This is a genomic window from Micromonospora sp. DT41, assembly GCF_049841715.1.
GTDB classification, from domain to species: Bacteria; Actinomycetota; Actinomycetes; order Mycobacteriales; family Micromonosporaceae; genus Micromonospora; species Micromonospora profundi.
Genome location: NZ_JBNCKU010000001.1, coordinates 75,004 through 90,334, shown reverse-complemented (window position 1 = coordinate 90,334; position 15,331 = coordinate 75,004). Strand labels below are relative to the sequence as shown.

General features: G+C 71.9%; 15 protein-coding genes. 9 read left to right on the top strand and 6 right to left on the bottom strand.

The features are described from left to right. Nucleotides 1-226: 226 nt before the first annotated feature. The 9 genes from ACLQ23_RS00380 to rdgB all read left to right on the top strand — a co-directional run bounded on the left by ACLQ23_RS00380 (nucleotide 227) and on the right by rdgB (nucleotide 7,280). Nucleotides 227-1,735, top strand: a complete 1,509-nt coding sequence (locus ACLQ23_RS00380; protein WP_425880212.1) for a hypothetical protein — start codon at nucleotides 227-229, stop codon at nucleotides 1,733-1,735. Nucleotides 1,736-1,883: 148 nt separating this feature from the next. After that, nucleotides 1,884-2,174, top strand: coding sequence for an ATP-dependent Clp protease adapter ClpS (clpS, locus tag ACLQ23_RS00375; protein ID WP_053655585.1), 291 nt, complete (start codon nucleotides 1,884-1,886; stop codon nucleotides 2,172-2,174). A 120-nt stretch (nucleotides 2,175-2,294) separates the two neighbouring features. Beyond that, nucleotides 2,295-2,789 carry a DUF2017 domain-containing protein gene (locus tag ACLQ23_RS00370; protein WP_355592229.1) on the top strand — a complete coding sequence of 165 codons (495 nt, stop codon included), beginning with the start codon at nucleotides 2,295-2,297 and terminating at the stop codon, nucleotides 2,787-2,789. 53 nt (nucleotides 2,790-2,842) lie between these two features. Further along, nucleotides 2,843-3,331 carry a Mov34/MPN/PAD-1 family protein gene (locus ACLQ23_RS00365; RefSeq protein WP_053655583.1) on the top strand — a complete coding sequence of 163 codons (489 nt, stop codon included), beginning with the start codon at nucleotides 2,843-2,845 and terminating at the stop codon, nucleotides 3,329-3,331. A 69-nt stretch (nucleotides 3,332-3,400) separates the two neighbouring features. Continuing rightward, nucleotides 3,401-3,730: a MoaD/ThiS family protein gene (locus tag ACLQ23_RS00360; RefSeq protein ID WP_425735985.1), complete on the top strand. Its 330-nt coding sequence runs from the start codon at nucleotides 3,401-3,403 to the stop codon at nucleotides 3,728-3,730. 11 nt (nucleotides 3,731-3,741) lie between these two features. Beyond that, on the top strand, nucleotides 3,742-4,707 hold the full coding sequence (locus ACLQ23_RS00355; protein ID WP_053655581.1) for a PLP-dependent cysteine synthase family protein: 966 nt from the start codon (nucleotides 3,742-3,744) through the stop codon (nucleotides 4,705-4,707). Nucleotides 4,708-4,900: 193 nt separating this feature from the next. Next, nucleotides 4,901-5,644, top strand: a complete 744-nt coding sequence (locus tag ACLQ23_RS00350) for an MBL fold metallo-hydrolase (protein ID WP_355592225.1) — start codon at nucleotides 4,901-4,903, stop codon at nucleotides 5,642-5,644. Between the two features lie 78 nt (nucleotides 5,645-5,722). Then, a complete protein-coding gene (gene rph / locus ACLQ23_RS00345) occupies nucleotides 5,723-6,448 on the top strand; it encodes a ribonuclease PH (RefSeq protein WP_355592223.1) in 726 nt (241 codons plus the stop codon). A gap of 214 nt (nucleotides 6,449-6,662) precedes the next feature. Further along, nucleotides 6,663-7,280 (top strand): RdgB/HAM1 family non-canonical purine NTP pyrophosphatase, encoded by a 618-nt coding sequence (gene rdgB, locus ACLQ23_RS00340; protein WP_355592221.1) that lies wholly within the window; start codon nucleotides 6,663-6,665, stop codon nucleotides 7,278-7,280. A 130-nt stretch (nucleotides 7,281-7,410) separates the two neighbouring features. Here rdgB and hutH read toward each other — a convergent pair whose 3' ends face one another. The 6 genes from hutH to ACLQ23_RS00310 are packed head-to-tail and all read right to left on the bottom strand — an operon-like array spanning nucleotide 7,411 to nucleotide 15,296. Beyond that, the gene (hutH, locus tag ACLQ23_RS00335) at nucleotides 7,411-8,949 is read right to left on the bottom strand and encodes a histidine ammonia-lyase (RefSeq protein WP_355592219.1); all 1,539 of its coding nucleotides are present in this window, start codon (nucleotides 8,947-8,949) and stop codon (nucleotides 7,411-7,413) included. Next, on the bottom strand, nucleotides 8,946-10,139 hold the full coding sequence (gene hutI / locus ACLQ23_RS00330; RefSeq protein WP_355592465.1) for an imidazolonepropionase: 1,194 nt from the start codon (nucleotides 10,137-10,139) through the stop codon (nucleotides 8,946-8,948). The genes hutH and hutI overlap by 4 nt, the downstream gene beginning before the upstream one ends. A gap of 8 nt (nucleotides 10,140-10,147) precedes the next feature. Next, entirely contained in the window at nucleotides 10,148-11,509 is a 1,362-nt protein-coding gene (locus ACLQ23_RS00325) for a formimidoylglutamate deiminase (RefSeq protein WP_355592217.1), read from the bottom strand. Nucleotides 11,510-11,546: 37 nt separating this feature from the next. Then, complete coding sequence (locus ACLQ23_RS00320) at nucleotides 11,547-12,767, bottom strand: allantoate amidohydrolase (RefSeq protein WP_355629723.1); 1,221 nt, start codon at nucleotides 12,765-12,767, stop codon at nucleotides 11,547-11,549. An 11-nt stretch (nucleotides 12,768-12,778) separates the two neighbouring features. Further along, on the bottom strand, nucleotides 12,779-14,428 hold the full coding sequence (gene hutU, locus ACLQ23_RS00315) for a urocanate hydratase (RefSeq protein ID WP_355629720.1): 1,650 nt from the start codon (nucleotides 14,426-14,428) through the stop codon (nucleotides 12,779-12,781). A 16-nt stretch (nucleotides 14,429-14,444) separates the two neighbouring features. After that, on the bottom strand, nucleotides 14,445-15,296 hold the full coding sequence (locus tag ACLQ23_RS00310; protein ID WP_355592211.1) for a MurR/RpiR family transcriptional regulator: 852 nt from the start codon (nucleotides 15,294-15,296) through the stop codon (nucleotides 14,445-14,447). Between the last annotated feature and the right edge of the window lie 35 nt (nucleotides 15,297-15,331).

The following is a 15,331-nucleotide window of genomic DNA, read 5'->3' as shown; positions in this document are numbered from 1 at the left end:
AGCATATCCATCGAATTCCGTCCGCGCTCGCACCGTCACGCAGCGAAGTGGAGTAGTGGCACAATTACCCATGAGTATCCGAAGTGTTCTGCCTGGTCGGGGGGCCGCCCGTAGTCTTCCGAGCATCCGGGTACTGCCACCGGAATTTCCACGCGACCGGCACGACCGGTCGCCTGCCTCGGGAGGCACCTGATGCAGCAGGGCCCTCCCCCCGGTCGACTCGCCGATGGCGATGGCCAGTCCGACCGGCCAGCCGACCTGCGACCCGTTGCCCGCCCGGGTCGGTGTGACAGGCCCCGCGGCCCAGGAGCCGCTCGGCGTCGTCGCCGTCGGTCCGGCCGGCGCTGACCGGCGTGCGGTTCTCGCCGCCCTGGTCGGGCTCGACCCGGTGATGCTCACGGTGCCGGCGGGCAGTTGGTTGGTGGTGCGCCACGCGAAGGTGCCTACCCGGGCGGCGTTCGTGCCGGGCTACCGCCAGCCGCACTCGTACGGCGCGGACCGTGACGCCGCAGGTCCGGCGCTGGCCCGCCCGCCACGGCGGGTCGAGCTGAGCGTGCCCGAGCCGTTGCTGCGGCACTTCACTCTGATCGACACACCCGACACGGGGACCCTCGGCGTCGCCGGCGCGCGGGTGTTGCTCGATGCCGTCGGACGAGCCGGCGCGTTGCTGTTCGTGATCTCCGCCGACCAGGCGTTCACGGCCCCGGAGTTGAACCTGCTCGCCGAGGTGGCCGCAGCTCCCGTGGAGGTCGTCTTCGCGGTGACCCCCGGAGCGGCGGATTGGACACCGCAGGCCGACAGGACCGCGACGACCCGCGAGGCGGGGTCGACATCCCCGGCGGGAGGCCGCCACGGGGAGGTCGACTCGACGGCGGTGACGGTGGAGGCGCACCGGGCGGCGCTGCTGGCCGCCGTGCCCTCCCTGGCGGGGGCGCGGTGGTTCCCGGTCGGCGGCGCGGATCCCGCCGACCTGCGCCGGGCGTTGGTGGGCTGGTCGGCGGGCGAAGGGCTGCACCGGGCCAGCAACGACCCGCCGATGTTGCCCGGCCAGCACGACCGGGTGACGGCGGTCGCCGACCCGGGGGACTGGTCCGAGCGGCTCGACCGGCAGACCCGTTCCTGCGCTCAGCGGATCCGCCAGCATCTCGCCCTGGAGTTGGCCAACATCCACCTGCGGGCGGTCCAGGAGATCGTCTTCGGGGTCGGCTGCGCCGGCCTGCCGGACCTGCTGGACCGGGAGATGGCAGCCCTGTCGCTGCTTGCCACCGCGCAGTGCGATCACGCGGTGCGGCGCATCCTGGCCGACGCCGCGACCCAGGTGCTCGGCGCGCCGCCGGCCGAGGGCGTACGTCGCCGGATCGCCACGGCCGTGCAGTACGGCCTGGCAGACCACAGGAACGGCCAAGACCTGGACCCGGTCCTGCTGATCACCAGTACGGCCGGGGTGGCCAAGCTGACCGGCGTCGAGGCGATCGACGCGCTGGCAGGCTATCCGACGGCGTACCGCGACGAGGTGCTTCCACCTGTCGCCGTGGCGCTCTCCGGTGGTTGCTGGCAGCAGTGGCGTACCCCTGGCAACGACGACCACAGCGCGGCGCGACGGTGGTCCCAGCGGGCGTTGCGGGAGGTCGAGCTGGAACTTTCCCGGGAGGTCTCCCGGCGGTTCAAGGTGATCCGCCTCTCGCTGGGTGGGGTGCTCTCCGATGCCATCGAACACGGCATCCTGCTCGCCTGACGGCCGGGCAGCCCGCTGTCGCGGACGTCCACCGTGCCTCGTTTCCGACGGCGACCGGGGTGGCCCGGGGGCCGTCGAGATGGGCGATCCGCGACGAGCCGGCGTTCCGGTTCCTCGGTTCCGGGAAACCGGTGGCACGATGGGGGGCATGGCGGCTCCGCAGGTTGCACCGGTCGAGACGCCGGCCACCGTCGAGGTGCCGGCGGCCGACGGGCAATGGGTGACGATCGTGTGGGACGACCCGGTCAACCTGATGACGTATGTGACCTGGGTGTTCCAAAAGCTGTTCGGCTACAGCCGGGAGAGGGCGGAGCAGCTCATGCTGGATGTGCACCACAAGGGTCGTGCCGTGGTCTCCACGGGCGCCCGGGAGCGGATGGAGCACGACGCGTCGCAGTTGCACGCGTACGGGCTGTGGGCAACGGTGGACCGCTCGTGAGCGCGAGGAGTGAGCCGGGGTTGCGAGCCCCGCAGTCGCGAACGGGGCCAGCGTCGTGAGCGCGAGGAGTGAGCCGGGGTTGCGAGCCCCGCAGTCGCGAACGGGGCCAGTGTCGTGAGCATGTTTCGGCGGCAGGCTGGCCGCTATGTCGCCACCTTCGCGGTCGACGAGGTGCGGGTGCTGCGCAAGGTGGCCTCCGAGGTGGTCGGTCTGCTCACCGACGGTTTCGACCACACCGACCCGGTCGTGGGTCGGCTCTTCCCGGCGGTCTATCCGAAGGACGCGCCGGGCACCGCCGAGTTTCGCCGCTACACCGAGGGCGACCTGAAGACCGCCAAGATCGACCAGGCGGGGGCCATCCTGGCCGCGTTGCCCGACGAGGCGGGCGGCGAGGTGCGGCTGGACGCCGAGGCGGCGGAGGCGTGGCTGCGGGCGTTGAACGACGCGCGACTGGCGATGGGCGTACGGCTGGAGATCAAGGACGGCACGGACCTGGGCGAGGAGTTGGACGACGCGGTGGCCGAGGACCCGGCGTCCAGCCGGGTGTTCCAACTGTCGGTCTACGCGTACCTCGGATATCTACAGGAGTCGCTGCTCAACGCCTTGATCGACTAGGCGTGAGCGGCACCACTTCAGACCGCGGCCCAGCACGGGCTAGGCTGGTGGACGTGCTGAGCATCGAGCGGTCGATCATCGACGCGATCGTCGCCCACGCGCGCCGGGACCACCCCGACGAGGCGTGCGGCGTCGTCGCTGGTGCCGTCGGCAGCGACACCCCGTCCCGGCACATCCCGATGGAAAACGCCGCGCGGTCGATGACCTTCTACGAGTTCGACTCGATGGAGCAGCTGCGGGTATGGCGGGAGATGGACGACCGGGACGAGGAGCCCGTGGTCATCTACCACTCGCACACCGCCACCGAGGCGTACCCGTCCCGCACGGATGTCTCCTTCGCCGGTGAGCCGGGGGCCCACTACCTGCTCGTTTCGACCCGTGAGCCCGACTCGGAGGAGATCCGGTCGTTCCGGATCGTCGACGGCGTGGTGACCGAGGAGCCGGTCCGCATCGTGGAGGCGGGGGTCGACCCGCACGCCGTGCAGTCCTACATGTTCGGGCAGAGCCCGGCGACTGTCGACTACGAGTGTTCCGGCCGCTGATCCGTCAGCGTCCGCACCCGTTGTCCGTCCTGTCACCGTTGGCACACCTGAAATGAGGAGCACGACATCATGGCTATCGAGGTTCGCATCCCCACCATCCTGCGCAGCTACACCGGCGGCGCGAAGGTCGTCGAGGGTTCCGGCGACACGCTTGGCGACCTGCTCGTCGACCTGGACTCCCGGCACGCCGGGCTGCGCACCCGGCTGATCACCGACGCCGGTGCGCTGCACCGCTTCGTGAACGTCTACGTCAACGACGAGGACGTCCGCTTCCTCGGTGCGCTGGAGGCCAAGCTTGCCGACGGCGACAGCGTGACCATCCTGCCGGCCGTGGCCGGCGGCGCGTTCGGCTTCGCGGCGGCTGCCGCGATCAGCCAGCACGCCGTCGCTGCTCGCTGAGGTCTGCCGTCATGGCGCGGTACGACAGCCTGCTCGATGCCTGTGGGGGCACGCCGCTCGTCGGTCTGCCCCGGCTCTCTCCGACGGTTCCCGACGGCGCGCCTCCGGTGCGGCTCTGGGCCAAGCTGGAGGACCGGAACCCGACCGGCAGTATCAAGGACCGCGCGGCCCTGTTCATGGTCCGCGCGGCCGAGGAGGCCGGTCGGCTGCGCACGGGTGACACGATCCTGGAGCCGACAAGCGGCAACACCGGCATCTCGCTGGCCATGGTTGCCAAGCTGCGGGGCTACCGGCTGGTCTGCGTGATGCCGGAGAACGTCTCCACCGAACGGGTCCAGCTGCTCCGCATGTACGGCGCCGAGATCATCTTCTCGCCGGCGGCGGGCGGCTCCAACCAGGCTGTCGCGACCGCCAAGCAGATCTCCGCCGAGCATCCCGACTGGGTGATGCTCTACCAGTACGGCAACGAGGCGAACGCGCGGGCGCACTACGAGACGACCGGGCCGGAGCTGCTGCACGACCTGCCCACCATCACGCACTTCGTGGCCGGGCTGGGCACCACGGGCACGCTGATGGGCACCGGCCGTTATCTGCGGGAGAAGGTCGACGGCATCCAGATCGTCGCCGCCGAACCGCGCTACGGCGAGCTGGTCTACGGGCTGCGCAACATCGACGAAGGGTACGTCCCGGAGCTGTACGACGCCTCGGTGCTGTCGCGGCGGTTCTCGGTGGGCACCCGGGACGCGGTGTTGCGCACCCGTCAGCTCGTCGACGTGGAGGGCATCTTCGCCGGCTTCTCCACGGGTGCCATCCTGCACGCCGCGCTCGCTGTGGCGCACGAGGCGGTCCGTGACGGCCGCCGCGCCGACGTGGCCTTCGTGGTGTGCGACGGCGGCTGGAAATACCTGTCCACCGGCGCGTACGGCGGCACGCTCGCCGATGCCGAGGATGCCCTGGAGGGTCAGCTCTGGGCATGACCGCGATGGTCCGCCCGTACGCTACCTCGCCGCACTGTGAGTAGGTGTCACGTTCGTGACAAGTTCGAGCGGATGATTCTGGTGGTCGGGCACCCCGGCGTAGGCTGCGCAGCGTGGCGCACGTGTCAGTAGGGATCATGGGCGGGAGCGCCGCCGGCACAGTTACTACTGACAGTGACAGCGAGAAGACCCGATGCGACTGACTGTCCTGGGGTGCGCCGGCAGCTTCCCCGGCCCCGAGTCCCCGTGCTCGGCATACCTCGTCGAGGCCGACGGCTTCCGACTCCTTGTCGACTTCGGCTCCGGGTCGCTGTCCAGCCTCCAGCGGTACGCGGGGCTGCACGCCCCCGACGCGATCCTGCTGACCCACCTGCACTGCGACCACATCCTGGACGCCGTGACGTACGTGGTGGTCCGCCGCTACGCCCCGGAGGGGCCCTATCCGGCCCTGCCGGTGTACGCGCCCGCCGGCGCTCCCGACCGGCTCAGCGCCGCGTACCACGACGACGGCACGGTGGAGGACGTCTACCAGTTCTACGCGCTGGAGCCGGGCACCTTCCCGATCGGCCCGTTCACCGTCACAGTCGACCGGGTCAACCATCCGGTGGAGACGTACGGGGTGCGGCTGGAGCACGGCGGTCGCTCGCTGTGCTACTCGTCCGACACCGCGCCCTGCGACGAGTTGCTGCGGCTGGCACAGAACGCCGACGTGTTCCTCTGCGAGGCGAGCTTCCTCGACGGCGTCGACAATCCGCCGGATCTGCACCTGACCGGTCGGGAGGCCGGCGAGACGGCCACGAAGGCCGCTGTGGGTCGGCTGTTGCTCACGCATCTGGTGGCGGCGTGGGGCAGCGAGGCGCACACGCTGGAGTCGGCCATCTCCGCGTACGCCGGGCCGGTCGAGGTGGTCCGGGCCGGCGCCAGCTACGACATCTGACTCCCGCCGGGGCGCGACGCACGGGTCGGCCGGGGCACCCCGGGGGAGATGGATCGCCGCACCGCATAGGGTGCAGGCATGGCGCGACCTGACGGGCGAGGGCCCGATCAACTTCGACCGGTGACGCTGACCCGGGGCTGGAGCACCCATCCGGAGGGTTCGGTGCTCGTCGAGTTCGGCGGCACCCGGGTGCTCTGCACTGCGAGTGTCACCGAGGGGGTGCCACGCTGGCGCAAGGGTTCCGGGCTCGGTTGGGTCACCGCCGAGTACGCGATGCTGCCCCGGGCCACGAACACCCGCTCCGACCGGGAGAGCGTCAAGGGCCGCGTCGGCGGCCGGACGCACGAGATCTCCCGGCTGATCGGGCGGAGCCTGCGCGCCTGCATCGATCTGAAGGCGCTCGGCGAGAACTCGGTGGTCCTCGACTGTGACGTGCTCCAGGCCGACGGTGGCACCCGGACGGCCGCCATCACCGGCGCGTACGTGGCGCTGCACGACGCGGTGGGGTGGCTCGCCGCACGCAAGGCGCTGGCCGGCAAGCCGGAGAAGGTGATGCACCGCTCGGTGGCCGCGGTCAGCGTGGGGATCATCGCCGGTGAGGCGCGGCTGGACCTCTGCTACGAGGAGGACGTGGCCGCCGAGGTGGACATGAACGTGGTCTGCACCGGCACCGGTGACTTCGTCGAGGTGCAGGGCACCGGTGAGGCGGGCGTGTTCGCCCGCGACCAGCTCGACAGTCTGCTCGACCTGGCCGTCGCGGGCTGCGCGGACCTGGCCGAGGCCCAGCGGAAGGCGCTTGCATGAGCGTGAGGAGTGAGCTTGCGAGCCCCGCAGTCGCGAACGAAGGTGATTTGGTGAGCGCGAGGAGTGAGCTTGCGAGCCCCGCAGTCGCGAACGAAGGTGATTTGGTGAGCGCGAGGAGTGAGCTTGCGAGCCCCGCAGTCGCGAACGAAGGTGCTCGCGTGAGCGCGAGGAGTGAGCTTGCGAGCCCCGCAGTCGCGAAAGAAGGTAGCCCAGCATGAACAAGGTCCTGCTTGCCACGCGTAACCAGAAGAAGCTTGTGGAGCTTCAGCGGATCCTGGACGGCGCGCTGGGCGCGCACCGGATCGCCCTGCTCGGGCTCGACGACGTACCGGAATATCCGGAGCTGCCGGAGACCGGCCTGACGTTCGGTGAGAACGCGCTGATCAAGGCGCGGGAGGGTTGTCGGCGCACCGAGCTGCCGACGATCGCCGACGATTCGGGGCTCGCGGTGGACGCGTTGAACGGGATGCCTGGCGTGTTCAGCGCCCGCTGGTCGGGCAAGCACGGCGACGACCGGGCGAACCTCCAGTTGGTGCTGGACCAGATCGCCGACGTCCCGGACGAGCAGCGGGCGGCGTCCTTCGTGTGCACTGTGGCGTTGGTGCTGCCCGGCGGCAAGGAGCACCTTGTCGACGGCCGGCAGTCCGGGCGGGTCCTGCGGGCGCCGCGCGGCGACGGTGGGTTCGGCTACGACCCGATCTTCCTGGGCGACGGGCAGGACCGGACCAACGCCGAGCTGACCCCGCAGGAGAAGGACGCGGTCAGCCACCGCGGCAAGGCTCTGCGCGAGTTGGCGAAGCTGGTGGCGAAGGTGCTGCCGCCCGCCGCCTGACCGGCAGCGGACGACAGCGAACCGCGAAGGTGCTGCCGCCCGCCGCGTGACCGGCAGCGGAGGACAGCGAACCGCGAAGGTGCTGTCGTCCGCCGCGTGACCGGCAGCGGAGGACAGCGACCCGCGAAGGTCAGCCCAGTGGGCCGACCTCCCGTTCGATGGCGGCACGCAGCTCCGGGCCGGCGAGCACCGCGCGGGCGGCCTCCAGTACCGGGGCGAGGAACACGTCCGGGCCGGGCTCGCCGGCCGCGCCGCCGAGCGCGGCCACGGCGGCCCGGCCGGCCGGCGACGGCACCAGTGGCGCCCGCAGTTGCAGCCCGCGTACGCCGGCCAGCAACTCGACGGCGAGCAGGCTGGTGAGGTTGTCAAGCACGGTCCGCAGCTTCTTGGTCGCCGCCCAGCCCATCGAGACGTGGTCCTCCTGCATGCCGCTTGTGGGCAGCGAGTCCACCGACGCGGGGGCGGCCAGCCGCCGGTTCTCGGCGACGATGCCGGCAGCCGTGTACTGGGCGATCATCAGCCCGGAGTTCACGCCGGCGTCGGGGGAGAGGAACGCCGGCAGTTCCCGCGAGCGGGTGACGTCCAGCAGCCTGTCCACCCGCCGCTCGGCGATCGCGCCAACCTCTGCGGCGGCGATGGCGAGGAAGTCCGCGGCGAAGCCGAGGGGCGCTCCGTGGAAGTTGCCTGTCGACTCGACACGACCGTCCGGCAGCACCACCGGGTTGTCCACGACGGACACCAGCTCCCGGGCGGCGACAGTGCGGACGAAGTCCAGGGTGTCGCGGGCCGCGCCGGCCACCTGCGGGGCGCAGCGCATCGAGTACGCGTCCTGCACGGCGTGTGCGAGGTCGTCGCGGTGCGAGTCCATCACCCGGGAGTCCTGGAGCAGGCGGTGGATGTTCGCGGCCGACGCGGCCTGACCGGGGTGCGGCCGGATGGCGTGCAGCTCCGGCAGGAACGGCCGCTCCGAACCGAGCATCGCCTCGATGGCAAGCGCGGCCGTCACGTCAGCCATGGCGAACAGGTGCGCCGCGTCGTGGATGGCCAGCAGCAGCATGCCGAGCATGCCGTCGGTGCCGTTGATCAGCGCCAACCCCTCCTTGGCGGCAAGCTCGATCGGCTTGAGCCCGGCGGCGGTCAGCGCGTCGGCCGCGTCCTGCCGCTCACCGGCCGGGCCGAGCACCCAGCCCTCACCGAGCAGCACGAGCGCGCAGTGCGCCAGCGGTGCCAGGTCACCGGAAGCGCCGAGCGAGCCGTGCTCGGGCACCCACGGGGTGATGTCGTGGTTGAGCAGGTCGACGAGTGCCTCGGCGACAAGCGGGCGGACCCCGGAACGACCAAGGGCCAGCGAGCGTACGCGCAGCAGCATCATGGCCCGGACCACTTCGCGCGGCATCGGGGCGCCCACCCCGGCGGCGTGGGAGCGGATCAGCGCGTGTTGAAGCTCGGCCCGCCGCTCCGGCGCGACGAACGTGTTCGCCAGCGCGCCGAAGCCGGTGGAGACGCCGTACACGGGCCGTCCGGCGGCCTCGATGCCGTCCACGATCGCGCGGCTGGTGGCCATCGCGTCCCGGGTGGCCGGGTCGAGGACGACAGTGACGGTGCCGCGGGCGACGGCGAGCACGTCGTCGGTGGAGATTCCGGTGGGCTGGATGGTCACGGTCGTCATTGCGGCACTCCGTTGAGCAGGACCTGGCGGATCAGTGGGACACCGGGCCGGTAGGCAAGGTGCAGGTACGACGGCGCGTCCAGGATGATCAGGTCGGCCCGCGCGCCGGGGGTGAGGACACCGATGTCGTCGCGGCGCAGCGCCAGCGCGCCACCGGCGGTGGCGGCCCAGACCGCCTCCGCCGGGGTCATCCGCATCTCGCGGACCGCGAGGGCGATGCAGAAGGGCATCGACGAGGTGTACGACGTGCCGGGGTTGCAGTCGGTCGCGAGCGCCACGGTCACACCGGCGTCGAGCAGCCGGCGCGCGTCCGGGTAGGGCGAGCGGGTGGAGAACTCGGCACCGGGGAGCAGGGTGGCCACGGTGCAGGTCGGAGGACCGGAGAGCCACTCGATAGTCGTCGAGTTCGCGAGCGCGTCGACGTCCGCGTCGCTGAGGTAGGTGCAGTGGTCGACGCTGGCCGCGCCCAGCTCCACCCCGAGCTGCACGCCCGGTCCGGGGCCGAGCTGGTTGGCGTGCACCCGTACGCCCAGCCCGACAGCCTGCCCGCAGGCGAGGATGGCGCGGGCGTGGTCGACGTCGAAGGCACCCCGCTCGCAGAACACGTCGATCCACTTCGCGTGCGGTGCGGCGGCGGCAAGCATCGGCCCGCAGACCAGCCCGACATAGTCGTCGGGACGGTCGGCGTATTCGGCGGGCACCACGTGGGCGCCGAGGAACGTGGTCTCGGCGCTGGTCTCGGCGGCGATTCGCAGCGAGCGTGCCTCGTCGGCGACTGTCAGCCCGTACCCACTCTTGATCTCCATGGTGGTGGTGCCCTGGCGCAGCGCCTCCCCTCGTAGCCGGCGCACTGTGGCCCGCAGGTCGTCGTCACTGGCGGCGCGTGTCGCGCCGACGGTGGTCCGGATGCCGCCGCCGGTGTAGCGTTCGCCGGCCATCCGCGCGGCGAACTCGGCGGCCCGGTCACCGGCGAACACCAGATGCGCGTGACTGTCCACGAAACCGGGCAGCACTGCCGCCCCGCCGGCGTCGATCCGCCGGTCGGCTGCCGGCGCGTACGCGGCAGGCCCGACCCATGCCACCCGGCCCGCCTCGATCAGCACGGCCGCCCTGCGGCGGATGCCCAGCGGCCCCTCGCCGACGCCGTTGGTGACCAGCTCTCCGATGTTGTCGACAAGCAGGCTGCTCATGCTCGCGCTCACGCGGGGATCACCGCCTCGATCGACGCCGACAGCTCGGCCGGTACGTCGACAGTGAGGTGCCGGCCCTCGGCCACCACCACCCGGCCGTCCACAAGCACCTGGTCGACGTCCGCCGCGGAGGCCGCGAAGAACACGCCCACCGGCGGCACCCCTGCCGTGCGGGCGCTGTCGAGTCGTACCGTCACCAGGTCGGCGCGGGCGCCGACGGCGATCCGCCCGGCGTCGGCCCAGCCCAGCGCGGCATGGCCGGTGGCGGTGGCCGCTGTCATCAGCTCGGCGGAGGTGAAGTGGCCGCGGCGGCGGGTGCGCAGCCGTTCGTCGAGCTCCACGGCGCGCGCCTCCTCGAACAGGTCGACCACCGCGTGGCTGTCGCTGCCCAGGCTCAGCCGGAGCCCCGCGTCGGCCATCCGCCGGGCCGGGCCGATCCCGTCGGCGAGGTCCCGTTCCGTGGTGGGGCAGAGGCACACGCCGGTCCGGTTGTCGCCGAGCAGCGTCAGGTCAGCGCCGGTCGGGTGGGTGACGTGTACGGCTGTGGTGTCCGGCCCGAGCACGCCGTGCTCGGCGAGCAGCGCGGTGGGTGTGCGACCGTGCACGACCCGGCACTCGTCGTTCTCGGCGTACTGCTCCGACAGGTGTACGTGCAGCGGCGCGCGCCGGCTCCGCGCCCAGTCGGCGACAGTGCGCAGCTGGTCGGCGGGGACCGCCCGCACCGAGTGCACTGCCGCGCCGACGCGGGCGTGGGAGTCAGTCGGCTGGAACGCCGAGGCCCGCTCGGCCCACCGGACGGCGTCGCCGTCACCGAAGCGGCGCTGCGGCCCGGCGAGCGGCTGACCACTGACTGTGGAGGTCAGATAGCAGGTGTCCAGCAGGGTCAGCCGGATGCCGGCGTGCGCGGCGGCCTCGACAAGTGCCGCGCCCATCTCGTTCGGGTCGTCGTACGCGCCGCCGTCGGGCCGGTGGTGCAGGTAGTGGAACTCCCCGACGCAGGTGATCCCGGCCAGGGCCATCTCGGCGTAGACCGCGCGGGCCAGCGCCAGGTAGGTGTCCGGGTCGAGCCGGTCGGCGATGGCGTACATCCGGTCGCGCCAGCTCCAGAAGTCTCCCTGGCCGCCGTGGGTACGCCCACGCAGCGCACGGTGGAACGCGTGCGAGTGCACATTGGACAGACCCGGCACTGTCAACCCGGGCAGCCGGGCGGCGTCCCGCAGCACCTCCACCCCGGCCTCCGGCCCGGCGGACCCCTGCAACGGCGTGACGGCGGTGATCCGGCCGTCCTCGACCTCGATGAGCACCTCGGGTGTGGGTTCGGAGCCCTCGGGCAGCCAGGCGTACTCGGCGAGCCAACGGGAGGTGGTCATGCTCCTCGCCTCCTGTGGAGCTGAGTCGTCTGCGTTGTCAGCGGCATGTCAGCTCCTCCAACACGGCGGCCAGCGCCCGTACACCGGCGGCGCAGTCGGCGTCGGTGGCCGCCTCTGCGGGAGAGTGCGACACCCCGCTCGGGTTGCGCACGAACAGCATGGCGGTGGGCACGTACGCGGCCAGCACCCCCGCGTCGTGCCCCGCGCCGGTGGGCAGCACCGGCGCGTCGAGCAACGTGGCCAGCCGTTTGGCCAGTCCACCGTCGAAGGCGACAAGCGGGGTGGCCGACTCCTCGGTGACGGTAGCCTGCGTACCGTCGCGGCGGGCCCGCTCGGCGAGCTTGCCCCGCACGGCCTCGACCAGGTCGGCGAGGGTCTGCGGGTCGGCGGCGCGGGCGTCCAGCCAGCCGGTCACCTTCGACGGGATGGCATTCGTGGCGTTCGGTTCGACGGCGACCCGGCCGACAGTGGCGTGCGCGCCGCGCAGCCGGGCCTCCTTGTTGGCGGCCAGCACCGTGAACGCGTAGGTGAGCATCGGGTCGCGGCGGTCGGCCATCCGTGTCGTACCCGCGTGGTTGCCCTCGCCTGTCACGTCGAAGCGCCAGCGGCCGTGCGGCCAGATCGTGCTGGCCACCGCGACAGGCGCGTCCGCCTCGACGAGCGCGCGGCCCTGCTCGACGTGCAGCTCGACGAACGCGCCGAACCGGCCCAGCAGCTCCGGGCGGGCACCTGCCGGCCGCTCGCCGAGCGCCTCGGCGAAGCTCACCCCGGCCGCGTCGCGCAGCCCGGCCGCGCGATCGACAGGCAGCGCACCGGTGAGCAGACGCGACCCCAGGCAGGGTACGCCGAAGCGCGCCCCCTCCTCCTCCACGAATGCCGCCAGCACCAGTGGCCGGACGGGAGTGACGCCGGCGGCGCGCAGCTCGTCCACGGCGAGGAACGCGCTGACGATGCCGAGCGGCCCGTCGTACGCCCCACCGTGCGGCACCGAGTCGAAGTGGCTGCCGGTCAGCACCGCGTCGGCGGCCTCCGGGTCACCCCAGTGCGCGAAGAGGTTGCCGTTGCCGTCCTCGGTGACGGGCATCCCTCGCTGCCGCGCCTGTGCACGGAACCAGGCACGCAGCTCGACTTCGGGTTCGGTGAGGGCGTAGCGCAGGTAGCCGCCGCTGTCGGCGTCCCGCCCGATCGGCGCGATCTCGTCCCACAGGGCGCGGAACCTGTTAGGAAGGGCCCCTTCTACAACAAAATCCGATAACAAGGTGCCCTTCCTTACTGCTCGGTCATCGGGACGCGGATGTCGGTGCGGTTGGCTACCTCGCGGGCGCCTTCGTAGCCGGCGTCCACGTGCCGGATGACACCCATCGCCGGGTCGTTGGTGAGCACCCGCTCGATCTTCTGCCCCGCGAGCGCGGTGCCGTCGGCCACACAGACCTGCCCCGCGTGGATGGACCGCCCGATGCCCACCCCACCGCCGTGGTGGATGGACACCCAGGATGCACCGCTTGCCGTGTTGACGAGCGCGTTGAGCAGCGGCCAGTCGGCGATCGCGTCGGAGCCGTCGGCCATCGCCTCGGTCTCCCGGTACGGGCTGGCCACACTGCCAGCGTCCAGGTGGTCCCGGCCGATGACCACCGGGGCGGAGAGCTCACCGGAGGCGACCATCTCGTTGAACCGCACGCCGGCCCGGTCGCGTTCGCCGTAGCCGAGCCAGCAGATCCGTGCCGGCAGGCCCTGGAACGCGACGCGCTCGCCGGCCATCCGGATCCACCGCGCCAGCGACTCGTTCTCCGGGAACAGCTCCAGGATCGCCCGGTCGGTGGCGGCGATGTCGGCCGGGTCGCCGGAGAGCGCCGCCCACCGGAACGGGCCCCTGCCCTCGCAGAACAACGGCCTGATGTACGCGGGCACGAAGCCCGGAAAGTCGAAGGCGCGCTGGTAGCCGGCGAGCTGCGCCTCACCTCGGATCGAGTTGCCGTAGTCGAAGACCTCGGCGCCGGCGTCGAGGAAGCCGACCATAGCCTCGACGTGCCGGGCCATCGATGCCCGCGCCCGGTCGGTGAACTCGGCAGGCTTCGCCGTCGCGTAGTCGCGGGCATCGGCCAGCTCCACCCCCACCGGCAGGTACGACAGCGGGTCGTGGGCGCTCGTCTGGTCGGTCACGATGTCGACCTCGACGCCCCGGCTGAGCAGCTCGGGGAAGACCTCGGCGGCGTTGCCGACAACGCCCACCGAGAGCGCGCGCCGGTCCCGCTTGGCGGCCAGCACCCGCTGCACCGCGTCGTCAAGCGAGTCGGCGACCTCGTCCAGGTAGCGGTCGTGCACCCGCCGGTCGAGGCGGGTCCGGTCCACGTCCACGATCAGGCATACGCCGCCGTTCATTGTGACAGCGAGGGGCTGCGCGCCACCCATCCCGCCGCAGCCGGCGGTGAGCGTCAGCGTGCCCGCGAGCGTGCTGCCGAACCTCTTGGCGGCCACGGCGGCGAACGTCTCGTAGGTGCCCTGGAGGATGCCCTGGGTGCCGATGTAGATCCACGAGCCGGCGGTCATCTGCCCGTACATGGTGAGGCCGAGATGTTCGAGCCGGCGGAACTCGGGCCAGGTCGCCCAGTCGCCGACCAGGTTCGAGTTGGCAAGCAGCACCCGGGGCGCCCACTCGTGGGTGCGCAGCACGCCCACCGGCCGGCCCGACTGCACGAGCATCGTCTCGTCCTCGCGCAGGTCGGTGAGTGTGCGTACCAGCGCGTGGTAGGAGGGCCAGTCCCGCGCGGCCTTGCCGGTGCCGCCGTACACCACGAGGTCGTCGGGGCGTTCGGCCACCTCGGGGTCGAGGTTGTTCATGAGCATCCGCAGTGCGGCCTCCTGCTGCCACCCACGGGCGGTCAGCTGACTGCCCCGTGCGGCACGGATCGGCTCTGTCATCTCTGGTCTCCTCCGGTCATCCGAGGAACAACTGACGGCGGGCCGCCGAGGCTTCGAACGCTTCCAGCCGGCGCTGCGTGTCGGCCGGCGCGGCGTCGCAGATCGCCTGCAACAGCACCATGGCCAGAGTCATCGGGGCGGTGTGCAGGTCGAAGACGAGCTGGGCGCCGACGGCGGCGGGCAGCACCACGTCGGCGTGCTCGGTTGCGGGGCTGACCGGCGAGTCGGTGATCGCCACGACGGTCAGGCCGGTGGCCCGCGCGTCCCGCAGCGCGTCAAGGGTCTCGCGCGGGTAGCGAGGCAGCACGAAGGCCAGCACCGCCGAAGCGCCGGCCTCGGCGGCCTGTTCGAGGCGGTCGGTCAGCAGGCTGCCGCCGTCGTCGAGCACCCGCACGTCCGGGTGCACCTTCGCGGCGAAGTAGGCGAAGTACGCGGCAAGCGGTGCGGCGGCGCGCAGGCCGAGCACCGGCAGTGGGCGGCTGGCCGCGAGCAGCCTGCCGGTCTCGGCGATCCGGTCCCGGTCGGCGAGTTGACCGGCCAGCCGGTCCAGGTTGCCCATCTCGGCGCGTACGGCCTGCTGGAGTTCGTTTCCGGCGTCCGCCGGACCACCGGGTCTGGCGGCGGTGAGGCCCCGCAGCCGGCGGCGCAGCGCCGGGTAGCCGTCGTGGCCGAGCGCGACGGCGAACCGGGTGACCGACGGTTGGCTGACCCCGGCCAGCTCGGCGACCTCCGCAGCGGACAGGTACGCCACCGCCGGGCCGTGCTGCACCAGGCAGTGCGCGATACGGCGCTGGGTCGGGGTGAGCCGCACCCCGTCGAACAGGTCGAGTACCTGCTCCACCGACGCCTCGACCCCCGTCTCATTCACACCGGGACTCTATGCATGAAAACTTTCAGAGGGCA